The 16015-nt window shown below is 61.7% G+C and carries 17 protein-coding genes and 2 tRNA genes; 6 read left to right on the forward strand and 13 right to left on the reverse strand.

Annotation, left to right across the window (positions count from 1 at the left end):
- Positions 1-741 precede the first annotated feature (741 nt).
- Positions 742-1284, reverse strand: a complete 543-nt coding sequence (locus tag H146_RS21260) for a hypothetical protein (RefSeq protein WP_156826709.1) — start codon at positions 1282-1284, stop codon at positions 742-744.
- On the reverse strand, positions 1284-1616 hold the full coding sequence (locus H146_RS18555; RefSeq protein ID WP_019950871.1) for an ImmA/IrrE family metallo-endopeptidase: 333 nt from the start codon (positions 1614-1616) through the stop codon (positions 1284-1286). Before H146_RS18555 ends, H146_RS21260 begins: the two co-directional genes overlap by 1 nt.
- A gap of 77 nt (positions 1617-1693) precedes the next feature.
- On the opposite strand from H146_RS18555, the gene H146_RS0105540 reads away from it, so the two are divergent.
- Positions 1694-2230: a hypothetical protein gene (locus H146_RS0105540; protein WP_019950872.1), complete on the forward strand. Its 537-nt coding sequence runs from the start codon at positions 1694-1696 to the stop codon at positions 2228-2230.
- Between the two features lie 38 nt (positions 2231-2268).
- Here H146_RS0105540 and H146_RS0105545 read toward each other — a convergent pair whose 3' ends face one another.
- A complete protein-coding gene (locus tag H146_RS0105545) occupies positions 2269-2826 on the reverse strand; it encodes a DUF1415 domain-containing protein (RefSeq protein WP_019950873.1) in 558 nt (185 codons plus the stop codon).
- A gap of 71 nt (positions 2827-2897) precedes the next feature.
- Positions 2898-3212 carry a DUF6482 family protein gene (locus tag H146_RS0105550; protein WP_019950874.1) on the reverse strand — a complete coding sequence of 105 codons (315 nt, stop codon included), beginning with the start codon at positions 3210-3212 and terminating at the stop codon, positions 2898-2900.
- Positions 3213-3376: 164 nt separating this feature from the next.
- Here H146_RS0105550 and H146_RS0105555 point away from each other — a divergent pair, with 164 nt between their 5' ends.
- Complete coding sequence (locus tag H146_RS0105555) at positions 3377-3574, forward strand: CsbD family protein (protein ID WP_019950875.1); 198 nt, start codon at positions 3377-3379, stop codon at positions 3572-3574.
- Between the two features lie 20 nt (positions 3575-3594).
- Here the strand turns inward: H146_RS0105555 and H146_RS0105560 are convergent, their stop codons facing one another.
- The 5 genes from H146_RS0105560 to H146_RS18565 form a co-directional block, all read right to left on the reverse strand.
- Complete coding sequence (locus tag H146_RS0105560; protein WP_019950876.1) at positions 3595-4053, reverse strand: copper resistance protein NlpE N-terminal domain-containing protein; 459 nt, start codon at positions 4051-4053, stop codon at positions 3595-3597.
- A gap of 129 nt (positions 4054-4182) precedes the next feature.
- On the reverse strand, positions 4183-4659 hold the full coding sequence (locus tag H146_RS0105565; RefSeq protein ID WP_019950877.1) for a very short patch repair endonuclease: 477 nt from the start codon (positions 4657-4659) through the stop codon (positions 4183-4185).
- 67 nt (positions 4660-4726) lie between these two features.
- Positions 4727-5344 (reverse strand): helix-turn-helix domain-containing protein, encoded by a 618-nt coding sequence (locus H146_RS20190; protein ID WP_019950878.1) that lies wholly within the window; start codon positions 5342-5344, stop codon positions 4727-4729.
- A 172-nt stretch (positions 5345-5516) separates the two neighbouring features.
- Positions 5517-6230 (reverse strand): LrgB family protein, encoded by a 714-nt coding sequence (locus H146_RS0105575; protein WP_019950879.1) that lies wholly within the window; start codon positions 6228-6230, stop codon positions 5517-5519.
- The gene (locus H146_RS18565; RefSeq protein WP_083920786.1) at positions 6230-6634 is read right to left on the reverse strand and encodes a CidA/LrgA family protein; all 405 of its coding nucleotides are present in this window, start codon (positions 6632-6634) and stop codon (positions 6230-6232) included. Before H146_RS18565 ends, H146_RS0105575 begins: the two co-directional genes overlap by 1 nt.
- A gap of 116 nt (positions 6635-6750) precedes the next feature.
- Between H146_RS18565 and H146_RS0105585 the strand changes: the two genes are divergently transcribed.
- The gene (locus tag H146_RS0105585; protein WP_019950881.1) at positions 6751-7728 is read left to right on the forward strand and encodes an NADPH:quinone reductase; all 978 of its coding nucleotides are present in this window, start codon (positions 6751-6753) and stop codon (positions 7726-7728) included.
- A gap of 38 nt (positions 7729-7766) precedes the next feature.
- Here H146_RS0105585 and H146_RS0105590 read toward each other — a convergent pair whose 3' ends face one another.
- The 3 genes from H146_RS0105590 to cydD form a co-directional block, all read right to left on the reverse strand.
- Positions 7767-8537, reverse strand: a complete 771-nt coding sequence (locus H146_RS0105590) for an SDR family NAD(P)-dependent oxidoreductase (RefSeq protein ID WP_019950882.1) — start codon at positions 8535-8537, stop codon at positions 7767-7769.
- A 70-nt stretch (positions 8538-8607) separates the two neighbouring features.
- Entirely contained in the window at positions 8608-10365 is a 1758-nt protein-coding gene (gene cydC / locus H146_RS0105595) for a thiol reductant ABC exporter subunit CydC (protein WP_019950883.1), read from the reverse strand.
- Positions 10365-12140 (reverse strand): thiol reductant ABC exporter subunit CydD, encoded by a 1776-nt coding sequence (gene cydD, locus H146_RS18570; RefSeq protein WP_019950884.1) that lies wholly within the window; start codon positions 12138-12140, stop codon positions 10365-10367. Before cydD ends, cydC begins: the two co-directional genes overlap by 1 nt.
- Positions 12141-12308: 168 nt before the next feature.
- Here cydD and gltX point away from each other — a divergent pair, with 168 nt between their 5' ends.
- From gltX to H146_RS0105615, 3 genes are all read left to right on the forward strand, one after another.
- Positions 12309-13796, forward strand: a complete 1488-nt coding sequence (gene gltX / locus H146_RS0105605; RefSeq protein WP_019950885.1) for a glutamate--tRNA ligase — start codon at positions 12309-12311, stop codon at positions 13794-13796.
- Between the two features lie 78 nt (positions 13797-13874).
- A tRNA-Ala gene (locus H146_RS0105610) sits at positions 13875-13950 on the forward strand.
- 9 nt (positions 13951-13959) lie between these two features.
- A tRNA-Glu gene (locus H146_RS0105615) sits at positions 13960-14035 on the forward strand.
- 443 nt (positions 14036-14478) lie between these two features.
- Here H146_RS0105615 and gltA read toward each other — a convergent pair.
- A complete protein-coding gene (gene gltA, locus H146_RS0105620) occupies positions 14479-15768 on the reverse strand; it encodes a citrate synthase (protein ID WP_019950886.1) in 1290 nt (429 codons plus the stop codon).
- Positions 15769-16015: the final 247 nt, after the last annotated feature.

The following is a 16015-nucleotide window of genomic DNA, read 5'->3' on the forward strand; positions in this document are numbered from 1 at the left end:
TTTTTATAATATAAAACTAACGATATTCTGAATAATGCCTTCTTTTCAAAATGAAGTCAAGTAATCTGGTGCTCGTGTAAATCCAAAACAGAAATTTCCCCTCGGCATGACAGGCCGAGGGGCTCAGAGTGATGCCGAACCATCTCTTGTTCTCGCCGTTCGCCGCCAGGGAGGTGCTGCTGAATACGCGCACTAACGCAGGGTTTCGACCGATAGCACACGACCGTGACAGGCCCGCAGCTTCCCGCAGGCCTGGGTGGGGTTGAAATCGGCGCAGCGCTCTCGCTCCAGCGTCAGGACCGAGTGGCGGACAGCCTTGGTCACGGCGTTGCTTGGGCGCCGGCCGCGGCGACGTCCCGATAGCGGCGCACGAGACGCTTGATCTGCCGCGTGGTCAGGCCCGGTTTGCCCGAGGCGTCTAAGAGAGTGTTCGTGCCAAGTGGGTACCAGGCACTGAAATCATGTTTACCGGTTTCCCGAAAGCGCGCCGGGGGAGTGCTGGAGGCGGGCGAGTTCGACGGTGTACATGCTGGACATGCTGTCGCGTGCGAGTCCTGGGCGATAGCCGGGACGGTTTGTAAGGGGTGGGGGGTACATGAGGCCCTCAATGTCTGCGAATGCTGACATCGTCAGTACCGAACGCTGATCGTGCGAGATTTGTTTGTTGTAAACGACGGTGTTACGGCGGGAGGGCAGTAAAAGGGCCCGCGTGGGCGGGGCCTGGTACCTGTTGGTGACGGTTTACTTTCCGCTAATGGCGGCCAGCAGTCTTCTGAGTACGCGAATGGCCGCAGCGTCGTCGCTGCCATTATTGGCGTTGGATTGGCTGCCGCCGCGCCTTTCTTCGTTGATGAAGTCGGTGGCGAAGCGCGCCAGAGTGATGAACATCAGCAGGGCAAAGAGGGACAGGGAGAAGATGGGCAGCATGGGCAGGACATTCGACCAGGTGCCGGTGTCGGGAAAGGGGGTGGGCACCAGCTCTCGTATCGTGAAGGTGGCAATCAGCTTGTAAACCAGAAAGGTGGCGGTAGCTATCATGGCAGTCGTGACCAAGCTGAATACCACCATGAAGGTCAGGCCAGCCCACCGTCCCCATCTCCTGCGTGTAAGGTTTTCGTCTGTTGAATCATTCTGCAGTTTTTGACTGCGCTCTCGCTCTTTTGAGAAACGCTCGCCGGCCAACTGCTCACCTTCATCCACTCCATATGAATCTGGCCCCGAATTGGCATTTTCGGGGCCATCCTGATACTCCGGTTCCACTTTATACTCGTTGTCGTTCGCCATCAGGCGATTCCGAGATTTTTCAGCCGATTGGAGATCGCTGACGTCGAGACACCAAAGATACCCGCCAAGTGCCTGACGTCGGTCGCCGAGTGTGCATGCCTGCGTATCTCGGCTTCCGGCATCAGTAGCTCGGCCGCGAAGGCGTTGGCGCCGGTTTCCAATGGATCGCCGTAGGCATTGAAATTGGTATCTCTTCTGGGCTCTACGCCAGGCTGGACGTGGCCCATAAGTACGTGGCCCAGCTCATGTGCCATGGTGAAGCGACGACGATTTTGGTGTTCGTCGGCGAAGCACGACACAGCCGCTATACAGGATGACCTGCCAGAGAGCATGGCGTACTCTTGCCTTTCGTCAAAACCCTACTGAACCGGCAGCCGACGGTTGAAATCTTCCAACGCAAGAGAATGTCATGAAAAGAGCGATTACCTTCCTGCTGCTGGCGTCATCCCTGCTGGCCGCGACGGCCTGGGCGTCATCCGTCGCCGACCGTCGCGCCGAGATTGAAGCCGGTAGCGATCTTGGCATGAGCGCCGAAACCTTCGTGACCCGCTTCAATGATCTGATGGCCGAGTCGGAGCTGCCGTATCAGGCACAGGGCGAGCTGCAGAATCTGGACGGGCCACAGGGCACTTTCAGTGAAACCTTCAGCGACAACATGGGGCTGCTGGGCTCGGTAAAGCCCGAGTCGCAGCTCGTTAACGGGCTGGTGTTTTTCGGACGCGAGAGTGAATCCGGCGAGTCCGGCGCGCGTATCCAGGCGGTGGCCGCCAGGGTTCTTGCGGCCAGCAGTGATGATCTGTCCGTCGACGATGCCATGGGCATGGTGCTGGTGCTGAACCAGGCCTGGAGTGGCACGCCGGTTTCACAGACGCAGGATGGCATCGAGTACGGTTTCTCCCGCGATCCGCTGATGGGCAATATGTATACCGTGACCGCCGTGGAATAAGTGCGCGGTGACGTCCCGGGACGCGGGTTAGCCGAGCTTCAGCGATGATCGCTGATGGTGGCCAGCGTCTCACGGCACCAGTCGGCGCCCCGGGCTCTGAGAAACTCGGCGTTGCGCTGTGGAATACGTTCGGGATGCGGGAAGTGGGCCAGGGCGGCTTCGATGCCTGTTTCACGCAGCAGATGCAGCATCGGCCAGGGGGCGCGGTTGCTGTAGTCCGCCGCGTCTTCACCCTGTCGGTCGGCGCGACTGTCAGCGAAAAGATAGTCGGGGTGGAAGCTGGCGAGCTGATAGATACCCTCGTAGCCCGAGACCGACAGCCAGCTTTCGGCGCTGTCGACCAGGCCGAGATAGCGCATGAAGTCCTCCGCGCCGGAGGTCACAATCAGCAGGGTGGTCGCGGTGGTGTCGCACTCGTCGAGATGGCGACACTCTTCGGCCAGCCGTTCAAGCAGGGTAGCGGTGTTGGTGCCGTCGATGCAGCAGTAGCGCACACGCTGGCGGTCGAATTCGAAAGCGGCGAAGGGGCACAGGTTGTGGGCGATAACCCACTCCCTGAGCCAGCGGCGGGTAATGGCGATCGGATCGGAGATCATGAGTTTCGGCTCGGCAGTGTCAGGCACAATGGCGACAGAATACGCTTGCCGGCCATCCGCGTCTGCCGTCCTTAAAGCGCTTCGCCTTCCAGCGTAATCGGCATGCGGTCGTCGGCGGTCGACGCACCGGAGCCCATCATCTCGTCGTGAGCGACGCTGTGACGGAAGAAAAGCGGCATGTCGCGGGTAACGCCCATATCGCGCAGCAGTGTCTTGGCGGCGTTGAGAGATCGCTGCCTGAGCAGACTGCCATCCTCGCTGAGCAGCACTTCAGACTCGCCTTCGACGCTGGGACGAACGAGGTAGATATCGCCCTCCATCGCTTCGATAACGATCTCGTCGACGGCGCCGTCATGCATCTTTTCAGTGAATTCTGCCAGTTTCATTGAGCCTCTCCGTGGCCATGTTGAACATGAAGTCGAGTTGGTGGAATGTTGACCTGGATCAATATAGTGGTTTTGCGGTCATCGCGCAGTGCTACGGGCGTTTGCGGGGCGAGCGGCTATAATTCGGTCGGGTACCGGTGGTGAATCCAGGGAGAGGTAGCGCCATGAGTGACGACCATAAAAGCCCGCCGCTTGAAGATCTCAAGGGCAAGCTCAAAGAGGGGTGGGGCGAGTTTGCCGACAACGAGTCGCTCGCCGAGGAGGGCGAGATTCAACAGCTGGCGGCAAAGCTCGAAAAGCAACAGGGTCTTGAACCGGAAGAGGCGATGCGCCGGGCCCGCGAGCAGGTTCTGAATCGCTGAGTCTTTTTTTTAACTCTCTTTCAGCGCCTCTGCAGCTGCGCATCGCGATCACCGTAAAGCGGCTGATAGTTGTCATCGACAGGCCGCATGGTGCTGTTCTGCGCCATACGGAAGTAGCGCCGTGAGAACTCCTCGCCTCGCGGTGCCGGGCGCAGCACATAGATCGACCCCTCACCGGAGACCTGCGGACCACTGATCACTCGCCATTCGCCCTTGATGTCGTGGGTCTCTCCATCGTCTGGACCGCCGCGTCGCGTCTCGGTCAGTGTGAAGGGCCCGCCCTGGCTGTCGTGGCGAAAGTCCATGACAAGGCGTGCATCGATCGCCTCGCAGTTGTTGCACGGCAGAGTGCCAGCGAAAACCTGATGAGTACCTGAGCTCTGCATGTTGTTTTGCGACGGCGCTCGCTCACCGTCGCAGCCTGCCAGTACAAGGCTTGCCAGCATGAGTGGTGCGATCAGGTTGTTACTTGACTGCATTGAGACAGCTCCATGCGGCAGGAGAAGCAGAAGGGACGGCGGCAGATATCGAAGTCCCCATTATAAGCCTTGCGCCAGGCGGCCAGCGATAGTGCCCAAAACGCCCGGCCCGAAACGGCGTCGGTATTTTCAGTCGCTGTCGGACTGCCCCCGGCGCACCCGTGGCGGCTGCGCCGGCCACTCCTCGACGTCGGCGCCCATTTCGATCAGCGGCAGTATCTCGTAGAGAAACTCCAGTGAGTGTTTGAGGCCGCACTCCCAGACGATGACCGCGCGCCAGCCCAGTTCATTGAGGGCCTTGAGCTGACGTCGGTCGCGGGCCACGTTGCCCTCCAGCTTGTCACGCCAGAACTGCCTGCGGGTTGCCGGGGAAGTGGCATAGAAACATCCAGCGTGGCGGTGCCAGAAGCAGCCATGCACATAGATGGCGCAGCGAAAGCGTGGCAGAACCAGATCGGGGGTGCCCGGTAAATCACGTCGGTGCAGGCGAAAGCGATAGCCACAGGCGTGCAGATAACGCCTTACCGTCAATTCCGGGTGTGTATTGCGTCCCTGTATGCCCGACATCATGCGCGAGCGGGTAGCGTTGTCGACGACGTCGGCCAAGGCGATCTCTCGGGTATAACAGTGTCAGGATAGTGTAGGAGATCGCCGTTTTGTCGCCAGTCGCGTGTCAGGCGATCAGGCTGGGTACCCAGACCACCGGGATGTGAGCATGAATTGTCAGCTCATCGGGATGGCAGCTCTGTTCCGGTACTTCCGGGCTTTTTTCGCTGAAAAGTTCCAGCAGGGTGCTACGTCCCTGTCTTATGCGACGAATCAGCAGACGACTGTGCCGCTCCAGCAAATAAAGACCACTATTTTCAAAATTTTGGCAGCGTCTTGCGAGCAGGAAGCTGCCGCTGCTGCAGTAATCGAACTCCGTAGAGGCGCCGGCAGCGAGAAGAAAGCTGTCCGGTGTCAGTGGTTGGGTGGGGAACAAGCTGGTGGGGAGCCAGGCCGCCACACCGTTGCTTGTATTGAGCGAGTCAGGTGAGCCGTTCAGCGTGTAGATCGGCAGGCTGGATGCTCCGTTGAGTGTCGATTCCTGCTGATTGCCGAGCAGATACTGGATATCACAGCGTAACGCTCGCGACAGCGGTTCGAGCCGTGAGTGGCCCACTCTTTTGATCGTGCCGTTTTCCCAGTAGGAGATGGTGACGTCCGAAACGCCGACCTGTCTTGCCAGTTCGGCCTTGCTCAAGCCACAGGCTTCACGCCGTTCGCGAATGCGTCTGCCCAGATCTTTCATTGGTTGCCTCACGGCGATGCTGCTTCTGGCCGTTTATTAAGTGAGTATTCAAGGTCGGTGAGTTTGTCATCAAATGAAATCTGCGACCAGCGGGTGACAGCATGGTTTTTGTATTGAATTGTTAATCTTTCATAAAAGTAAGATTATGACTTTGCAGGATTTTTTGTCATCGTTAGTGCAGCCAGCCGGCCAGCAGGGGCAGTGCCACGGCGCTGAGTGCGCCATTGAGGCCCATGGCCAGGCTGGCCAACGCTCCTGCCTGCGGGTCGAGTGTGAATGCGCGCGCCGTGCCCAGGCCATGGCCGTTGAGGCCAAGCGCGAACCCCATGACGCCAGGCTCACGGCAGTTGAGAAGGCGCGCCAGTACGGGAATAACCGAGGCCGCCAGAATGCCGGTGACGGTGACCACGCCGGCGGTCAGCGCTGGATAGCCGCCCAGACCTTCGCTGATGCCCACGGCGATGGGCGTGGTCACGGCTTTGGGCGCCAGCGATGCCAGCAGGTCGGGGGAGAGCCCCAGCGCCCATGCGATCGCAAGCGTTGCGCCGCAGGCGCTGACCGATCCCACTATCAGGCTGACCATAATGGGGATCAGCAGTCGCCGAATGTGCTGGAACTGCTCGAAGAGCGGAATGGCAAGCCCCACGGTGGCCGGTCCCAGCAGCAGTGTCAGCCAGTGTGCCGCGCTATAGTAGCTGCTGTAGGAGAGCGGCAGTAGAAAGATCATCAGCGCCAGCATCAGGCTGCCGGTCAACATCGGTGGCGCCCAGGCAGGATAGTGCATGGCGCGATGCAGCGACCCCGCCAGCATATAGGCGATGAGAGTAATGACGATTGCCAGCGCCGGACCATGGATCAGCGCATCGAGCGGTGAGGCAGCTTCCATTATGGTTTCGGCGAGCGCTGTGAGTGCGCTTCGCGGCGGTACTGCCAGCGCAGCAGGGCGTTCATGGTCAAAAGGGTGATCACGCTGCTGATCAGGGTGCCGCCGATGATGGCCAGCAGCAGGCGCGGCCAGTTGTTTTCCAGCACCGGGCCGAGAAAGAAAAGGCCGGCGGCGCTGGGCAGAATCAGCAGGGTGAAGTGCCGAATCAGCTGTTTCGCGGCGCGCGCCATGGAACCCGAGCTGCGCCCCCGCATCAGCAGGATCACGAACAGCAGCAGCATGCCCACCACACTGCCCACTATCGGAATGCCCAGTGTGGCCTGCGCAAGATTGCCGATAATCACGAAGATCATCAGCCACATGAAACCCTTGAGCATCTTGCGGTTGTCTCCCCGTTGAGTCATATAGAGGGCACCACTTTATCGCATTGGCCGTTCAGCCAATAATAGGTGCACGCATTACGCACCCCGGCCGAGACGCGGCAGGCGCGCGTGTCATACCGTCAGACAGAGAGGATTACATGGCCAAACGCATTGAATTCAGTCAAACCGGCGGCCCGGAAGTGCTCGAGCTGAGCGAGTTCGAGCCGCGCGAGCCGCAGGCGCACGAAGTGCGTATCGCCAATCGGGCGATAGGGCTCAACTTCATTGATATCTACTTCCGTACCGGCCTTTATCCCGTCAGTGAGCTGCCCTCGGGGCTCGGTACCGAAGGCGCCGGTGTCATCGAGGCGGTCGGCGAAGAGGTTGAAGACTTCAAGCCCGGGGATCGAGTGGCCTATGCGGTGGGGCCGCTGGGTGCCTACGCCACGCATCATGTGCTGCCGGCCGAAAAGGTGATTCAGTTGCCCGACCCGATCGGTTTTGATCAGGCGGCGGCGGCCATGCTCAAGGGTCTGACGGTGCAGTATTTACTGCGCCAGGTTCATGATGTCAAAGCCGGCGATACCTTCCTGTTTCACGCCGCCGCCGGCGGTGTGGGGCTGATCGCCTGCCAGTGGGCGAAGGCGCTGGGGGCAAGGTTGATCGGTACCGTGTCGTCGCCGCAGAAAGCCGAGCTGGCACAGCGCTGCGGCGCCTGGGCGACCATCAATTACACCGAAGAGAACGTTGTCGAGCGGGTGCGCGAGCTGACCGAGGGCGCCATGTGTCCGGCGGTCTACGACTCGGTAGGCCGCGACACCTGGGAGACGTCGCTGGATTGCCTGGCGCCCCGCGGACTGCTGGTCAGTTTCGGCAACGCCTCCGGACCGGTCGAGGGGGTCAACCTGGCCACGCTCAACAAGAAAGGCTCACTGTTCGTGACCCGCCCGGGCCTGGCCGGCTACGCCGACACCCGTGAGCGTTTCGAGGCGATGTGCCGCGATCTGTTCGAGGTGATGATCAATGACAGAGTGCACATTAACGTGGCGCGTCGTTTCCGCCTCGGCGAAGCCGGCGAGGCGCAGCAGCTGCTGGCAGATCGCAGGACCACCGGTTCCACCGTGCTGATTCCCTGAACTGTGAATGACAGCGGGCGCCGTGCCGCCCGCTGTCACTACCACTCGATCGGTTGATCGTTCCAGTCCCAAAAGCTGCCGCTCTCTTCAGGGCTACGTTTGCCGATCACATCGATCAGCCGTTCGGCGACGAATTCGGGCGTGAACAGCTTGCCCTGGGGCACTCGCGCCTGAAAGGGTTTTGATAGCGTGGTGTCCGTGGTGCCGGGGTGCAGGCAGAGTAGAATCGCCTGCGGGTTGCGTCTTTTGAACTCCACCGCGGCGGTTTTAATCAGCATATTGTGCGCCGCCTTGCTGGCTCGATAGGCGTACCAGCCGCCCATGGCGTTGTCGCCGATCGACCCTACCCGCGCCGACAGCGAGGCGATGATCGCCGGTGCCTGTGTCAGGTTGTCCACCAGCCTCGACAGCAGCATGGCGGCGGTGGCGGCATTGACGTGAAAGAGATGCGCGAGGTTGTCGTATGAGAGCGACTCGAGGCGCTTTTCCGGCGCTACATTCGAGGGTTGCTCGCCGCTCTCGGCGTCGTGCAGCACGCCCACTGTGTTGAAAAGCAGATGCAGTGCTTCGCCATCGAGGTGTTTGACAAGCCGCTTGATGCCACGCTCGGTGGTCACATCGGCCTGTACGATTTCGGGGCGCGGAGCGTTTTCGGGCAGTGTCTGATCGGTGAGCCGAGCGACATCGCGGGTGACGACGATCAGCCGGCCCAGCCGCTCGTCATCGGCCAGTTGTTGCGCCACGGCGCGACCGATACCGCCAGCGCCGACCACCAGTGCGGTGTATTGATCAGGAAGATGGGGCAGCATGAAATTTTCCGGACTCTCGCTTGCAGGGTGGGCGGGTCTGACCCTGTGAGCCTGGTCGAAAAGGGTGCTGTCAGCCAGTCGCGGGGAACAGTCGCGTTGGTTCGAAATGGCGCTGCAGCGCCGCCAGCCGGCTGGCGGGGTTGTCGAGCAGCGTTTGCGGCGACCCCTGCTCGATGATGCGCCCACCATCGAGTACGGCAACCCGGTCGAAATGCTCAAGCTGCGCCGGCTTGTGGGTAATCACGATCAGGGTTCGACCGGTACAGCGGCGGCGAATGGTGTCCAGTACCCGCGCCTCGGTCGCTTCATCGAGGCCCTCGGTGGGTTCATCGAGCAGTACCACGGGGGCTTGCCGCAGCAGCGCGCGGGCCACGCCGAAGCGACGCAGTTGGCCTCCTGAAAGTGAGCTGCCGCGCTCGTCGGGGTAGTCATCCAGGCCGTCCGGCTGCTGCGCCAGCCACTCATCCAGGCCAAGCTCTGCCAGCAGCGCGTGAATGGCGTCGTCGCTGATGTCCGGATCACCCATGGTGAGATTGTCGCGGAAGGTCTCGCCGAAAAGATGGGTCTCCTGGGGAGCGACGCTGAACTGCGCGCGCAGGGTGGCTTCGTCGAATGCATCCAGTGCCACGCCGCCCAGCCGAATATCGCCGCTGTCGGGCTCGACAAAGCGTACCAGGGTGTTGAAAAGGGTGGTCTTGCCGCCTCCGGATGGTCCCTGTATGACCAGCTGCTCACCCGCTTCGATGCACAGATCGAGGCCCTCAAGCGTTGACCTGTCGGCGTCGAGGCTTACCTTCAGCGCCTCGATCTCCAGCCGGCTGCCGCTCGGTGGCGGTGCTCCCCGATCGGGGAAAGCTATCTCCGGCACGCTCTGCTCGACCGCCTCGATACGCTCGGCGGCGCGCTCGATACGGCCCAGGTGCTGCCACGCCTGGGGCAGCATTGCCACCGCCTCGAAGGCGCCCATCACCGCCAGTCCCATCAGCGCGATCAGGGTGGGGTCGAGGCCGTGGTGGGTCGACCACCAGGCGCCCAGCGCCAGCACGCCGCTGAGAGTCAGGCCCAGCATCAGGCCGGAGAGCAGTTGGGCGTTGCCCCACTGCCGTGCCAGACGGTATTCACAGTCGTCACGCGCGCGCTGCGCGTCGAGCAGTGCGTCGACCTCGGGCTGCCAGCGGCCGTAGAGCAGTAGTTCGGAGAAACCGCCGAGACGCTCCAGCAGTCGCGTGCGAATTGCCGTGTTATAGCGCTGCCAGCGATCGGAGAGTGGTCGACCGCTGCGCTGTGCCAGCCAGGGGCCGAGCAGCCCTGCGATTAGCAGCATCAGGGCGGCAAAGACGCCGATCGGCACGGCAAAGGCGCCGATAATCACGCCGCACAGCACCACCCCCAGCAGGGCGACGATGGAGGGCGTCAGCACGCGCAGATAGAGGGCGTCGAGGGCATCGACATCGGCGGTCAGGCGCGTCATCAGCTCGCTTTCACCAAAGCGCTGCAGGGCGGCAGGGGAGAGCGGTTCGAGGCGCTGGTAGACGCTTCTGCGCAGCTTTGACAGCAGTCGAAAGGTGGTGTCATGGGTCACCAGCCGCTCGGCGTAGCGGGTGGCGGTGCGCGACAGGGCGAAAAAGCGCACCCCGGCGGAGGGCAGCATATAGTTGAAGCTGGCGGCGGTCAGGCCGGCCACGGCGGCCGCGGAGAGAAACCAGCCGGAAAGTGCCAGCAAGCCGATGCCGGCCGCCAGCGCCAGCAGCTGCAGGACAATGCCCAGCGCCGGCCGCGGCGACCAGGGTTTCATTTGCGCAAGCCAGGGGGCGAGACGTTTCAGCATCAGCGGGCCTCCTCGATGACATCCCGGGCGGCGGCACGCAATATGCCCGCTTCGCGCAGTGCCGCGGGGCTGTCCAGCGCGCGGCGCTCGCCACCTTCGAGCAGCAGCACCCGATCGGCCAGTGCCAGCAGTTCGAGACGGTGAGTCAGCACCACCAGCGTGCGGCCGTGGCGCAGGCGTTGGAGCGCCTGCAGGACCAGCGCTTCGCTTTCACTATCGAGGCTGGCGGTGGGCTCGTCGAGCAGTACCACCCGGGCGTCGCGCAGGAAGGCGCGCGCCAGTGCGATGCGCCTTGCCTCGCCTCCCGAGACGGCACGGCCGCCTTCGCCCAGCGGCGTGTCGAGTCCGGCCGGCAGCCGGCTCAGCCAGTCGCCCAGCGCCGCCTGCTGCAGCGCGTCATGCAGTGCGTTGTCGTCGGCATCGGGGGCGGCGAGGCGCAGATTGTCGCCAAGGCTGCCGGAGAGAATAACCGCCGACTGCCCCACCCAGGCCAGCTCGCGCTGCCAGTCGCCGGCGTCGATCGCGCCGAGCGCGCGCGGGTCGGCGCCGTCATCGACGGTCACTTCGCCGGCCTTGAGCACCATAAAGCCCATCAGCACGTTGAGCAGGCTGGACTTACCGGCGCCGCTGGGGCCGATCACTGCCAGCGTTTCGCCGCCGCGGATATCCAGTTCGAGCCCTTTCAGCGCCGGCTCATGACGCCCGGCATAGCGCGCCGTCACTCCGCTCAGGCGCAGTCCCACAGCGCCGCTGGCCCGCCACGGCACCTGCCCCTCACGCTCGGCGACCGGCTGATGCAGCAGTCCCAGCAGATCCTCGGCGGCGGCCTCGGCCTCGGCCTTCGAGTGATAGAGGGTGCCCAGGTCGCGCAGCGGCTGGTAGTACTCGGGTGCCAGCACCAGCATGAAGAGGCCGGCGAACAGCGACAGACCGCCGCCGTAGACGCCGAAATCGAACTGCCCTAGATAGACAAAGCCGATATAGAGCGCCAGCAGGGCGATTGACACCGAGGCAAAAAACTCCAGCACGGTGGAGGAGAGAAAGGCGAGGCGCAGCACCCGCATGGTGCGTCGACGAAAGTTTTCGGAACTGGCGTGAACACGTTCGGCGTGTGCCTTGCCGCGATTGAAAAGACGCAGGGTGGAGAGACCGCGTAGGGTGTCGAGAAAGTGACGGCTCATGCGCGTCATCTCACGGAACTGATCCTCCTGACGCTTTTTAGCGCCCAGCCCGACCATCGCCATGTTGAGCGGAATCAGCGGGCCGGTGACCAGTAGAATCAGCCCGGCGGCCCAGCTGAGTGGGAACACCGCAAGCACAATGATGGCGGGAGTGATGGCGCACAGCATCATCTGTGGACGATAGTCGGCGTAATAGCCCTGCAGGGCATCGACCTGATCCCATATCCGGTTGCCGAGAGTGGCACTGTGTTGGCGTCGTACCCGGATCGGCCCCAGCGCGGCCAGCCGCTCCAGCAGTTCACGGCGCACCGACTGGCGGATCTCGATGCCGGCGCGGGCACCGGCAATGGTACGCGCACGGGTAAGCGCGCCGCGCGCCACGAAGGCGAAGGGCAGGATCACCAGCGGCACCAGTACGCTGGTAAAAACGGCGCCGTCAATGGTCATGCGCTGCGCCACAGTGGCAATGCACCAGGCCTGAACCAGCAGCACCAGCGTCGAGCCGGTACCGGCCAGTATCGACAGTCGGCTCCAGTGCGCACCGCGACGGGCGGTACGGGTCAGCCACTGACGGGGAGTTTCGCTCGCAGCCATTTGGGCTCCATCCAGGGTACGCCATTAGTATCGACGCAACATGAGCGCGCGCCAAGCGACGGCTTGTCGCACCTGCCGGCGCACCATCCGAGGTAGCGAGGCGCTTGCCCTGATAGCCCGCCCTCGACCTACAATGGTGCCACTTTTTTCCCGGAGCAGTTGATTGTCATGACGGTACGCACCCGTATTGCCCCTTCACCCACCGGTGATCCCCATGTCGGCACCGCCTATGTGGCGCTTTTTAACCTCTGCTTTGCGCGTCAGCACGGCGGTGAGTTCATCCTGCGCATCGAGGATACCGACCGGCAGCGCTCGACGCCGGCATCGGAGCAGATGATTCTCGACTCGCTGCGCTGGCTGGGTATCGAGTGGAGCGAGGGGCCGGATGTCGGCGGCCGCCACGGCCCCTATCGGCAGAGCGAGCGCGGCGATATTTATACCGCTCACGTCGACAGGTTGCTGGCCAGCGGCCACGCCTTTCGCTGCTACCGCAGCGGTGAGGAGCTCGATCGCATGCGCGACGCGCGCAAGGCGCAGGGGCTCTTTACCGCGCTCAAGCCCGCCGATCTCTATCTTGATGACGCCGAGCGCGAGCGCCGCGAGCGCGAAGGCTGGCCGTCAGTGGTGCGCATGAAGGTGCCGGAGGAGGGCAGCTGCCGTTTTCATGACATGCTGCGCGGCGAGATCGAGCTCGACTGGGCGCAGGTCGACGCCCAGATCCTGCTCAAGTCGGACGGCATGCCCACCTATCATCTGGCCAACGTGGTGGATGACCATTTGATGGGCATCACCCACGTGCTGCGCGGCGAGGAGTGGATCAACTCGGCGCCCAAGCATCTGCTGCTGTACGACTACTTCGGCTGGCAGATGCCCGAGCTGTGCCACCTGCCGCTGTTGCGCAACCCGGACAAGTCCAAGCTCTCCAAGCGCAAGAACCCCACCTCGATCAATTACTACCGGCGCATGGGCTATCTGCCACAGGCGGTGGTCAACTATCTGGGGCGAATGGGCTGGTCGATGCCCGACGACCGGGAGAAGTTCACGCTGGACCAGATGATGGCGAACTTCGACATTCAGCGCGTCTCGCTGGGCGGTCCGGTGTTCGATCTCGACAAGCTGACCTGGCTCAACGGTGTCTATATCCGCGAGGATCTCGACGACGCGGCGTTTTTGCGCCACCTGATGCAGTGGGCCTTCAACGAAACGTATGTCGAGCAGATTCTGCCTCAGGTGCGTCCGCGAGTGGAGACGCTTGCCGAGGTCATGCCGCTGGCAGGGCACTTTTTCTCTGGCTTGCCGGCGATCAGTGCCGAGCAGTTCGATGCTACGGGAATCGAACGTGAACGGCTGGTGACGCTTTTGCAGTTCCTGCTGTGGCGGCTGGAAGCGCTGCGCGAATGGGACAAGGAGCATCTACTGGCCGAGGTGAAGCTGTTGGCGGCGCACTTTGAGCTGAAAATGAAGGCTTTTCTCGCGCCGGTGTTCATTGCCGTGACCGGCAGCCAGACATCGACTTCAGTAATGGACGCCATGGCGATTCTGGGCTCCGACATGACCCGTGCGCGTCTGCGCCACGCGATCGGGGTGCTGGACGGAGTATCGAAAAAGCAGGCAAAGGCGCTGGAGAGAGCCTATCGGGAGCTGCCGGCGTCATGACACTTTATTGACGCCGTTAACCGCGGTCTGTAATATGCGCCCCGTTCCTGACGCAGCGTCTCCAGAGCGTGCAGGTACGGGGCCTTAGCTCAGCTGGGAGAGCGCGACACTGGCAGTGTCGAGGTCAGCGGTTCGATCCCGCTAGGCTCCACCATCCTTTTGCGTCCCGTTCGTCTAGTGGTCCAGGACACCGCCCTTTCACGGCGGTAACAGGGGTTCGAACCCCCTACGGGACGCCATCCTCTCTTGTAGCTTTTGAATATCCCTCTCGTACTGTCTTTGTCCCGGCGGCAGGTTGCTGTCAGCTTTCTCATACAGGCTAAATCGGACTCATTCAAGGCTTGACACAGGCAAAAACTGTCCACCGCGTGGCGTTTTTGCCGGTGAGAAGAGGATATGCCCGCTGGCGACGATCTCAAGTGTTTGATATTCCATAAACCCTTTCTATTCAATCACTTACGATTGGTCAAAAATTATCCAATCTGTTGGGGAGGCCCGGGAGATGGCGTTTTTGAGACGTTCTTCATCCGTTATAAACAGGGTTATCCACAGAAAGTGTGGACAATGATCGAGGCGCCTAGGGCGTTGTCTTCAAGGAGCGCTGTGGCGATCTCGAGGCCGTTCGACGAACATAAAAAAGGCCGTCTCTGGAACGGCCCTGGTGGCTGGAGAGCTGCGGGCTTTAGCTGCTGACAGGATAGTCGCGTTGTGTGTAGCCCTTGTAGAGCTGGCGCGGGCGACCGATGCGCGTGCCCATCGTGATCATCTCGTTCCAGTGCGAGATCCAGCCGGTAGTGCGTGCTACGGCGAAGATGACGGTGAACATGTTTTTCGGAACGCCCAGCGCGCGCAGGATGATACCGGAGTAGAAGTCGACGTTGGGATAGAGCTTGCGCTGGATGAAGTAGTCATCCTCGAGCGCTATCTCCTCGAGGCGTTTGGCGATCTTGAGCTGCGGGTCGTCGCCCATGCCGAGCTCTTCCAGTACCTCGTCACAGGTCTGCTTCATCACTTTCGCGCGCGGGTCGAAGTTGCGATAAACGCGGTGGCCGAAGCCCATCAGGCGGAAGGAGTCCTGCTTGTCCTTGGCGCGGTCGACGAAGCGCTGAATATTCTCTTCGGACTCATCGCCGATCTCCGCCAACATGTTGAGTACCGCTTCATTGGCGCCACCGTGAGCGGGGCCCCAGAGCGCAGCGATGCCGGCGCTGATACAGGCGAAGGGGTTGGCGCCGGTGGAGCCGGCCAGCCGCACCGTGGAGGTTGAGGCGTTCTGCTCATGGTCGGCGTGCAGCATGAAGATGCGATCCATCGCCTTTGCCGCCACCGGATTGACGCGATACTCCTCGCAGGGATTGCTGAACATCATATAGAGGAAGTTTTCGGCGTAATTCAGGTCGTTGCGCGGATAGGCAAAGGGTTGACCAATGTTGTACTTGTAGCACATCGCCGCCAGCGTCGGCATCTTGGCGATCAGTCGAATCGCAGAGACCGTGCGGTCGTACTCCTGGGTGATGTCGAGATTGTCGTGATAGAAGGCCGAAAGGGCGCCGGCCACGCCGCACAGTACCGCCATGGGGTGGGCGTCGCGACGAAAGCCCTTGAAGAAGTTGGCAATCTGCTCGTGCACCATGGTGTGGCGCGATACGCTGTAGCGAAACTCTTCATACTGTGTTGTGTCGGGCAGTTCGCCGTTGAGCAGCAGATAGCTCATCTCGGTGTGGTTGGAGTGCTCCGCCAGCGATTCAATGGAGTACCCGCGGTGCAGCAGAATCCCGTTGGCGCCGTCGATGAAGGTGATCCCGGATTCGCAGGCGGCGGTGGATACAAAGCCGGGATCGTAGGTGAAGTAACCGTGATCGATCAGGCCACGGACATCCACGACGTCGGGGCCCGCGGTGCCCGAATAGACAGGCAATTCGACGGTCTGATCCAGTCCATCGATATTGAGCGTCGCCTTTCTCTCAGCCATGAGGCCTCCTCGGTCTGTATAAGCTACTGTTCTATCAGGTATGACCGCCAAAACTTGAAGGCACACTATTGGGTGGGTGTCGCCTTTTGTCAATTGAACGCCGACACCGGCTCCCTCGTATCAATTCCGGGCTGTTCCGACCGGTCATGGCATGACATCGGAAAATGGCCGCTGGAATTGGACGGCTTCTCCTCATGATAGTTGCCGCTACCCGTGCTCGCATCCGTTCACGGCCTGATTTCGCGGT

Origin of the sequence: Kushneria aurantia DSM 21353, assembly GCF_000382245.1 — a bacterium.
Taxonomy (GTDB): Bacteria; Pseudomonadota; Gammaproteobacteria; order Pseudomonadales; family Halomonadaceae; genus Kushneria; species Kushneria aurantia.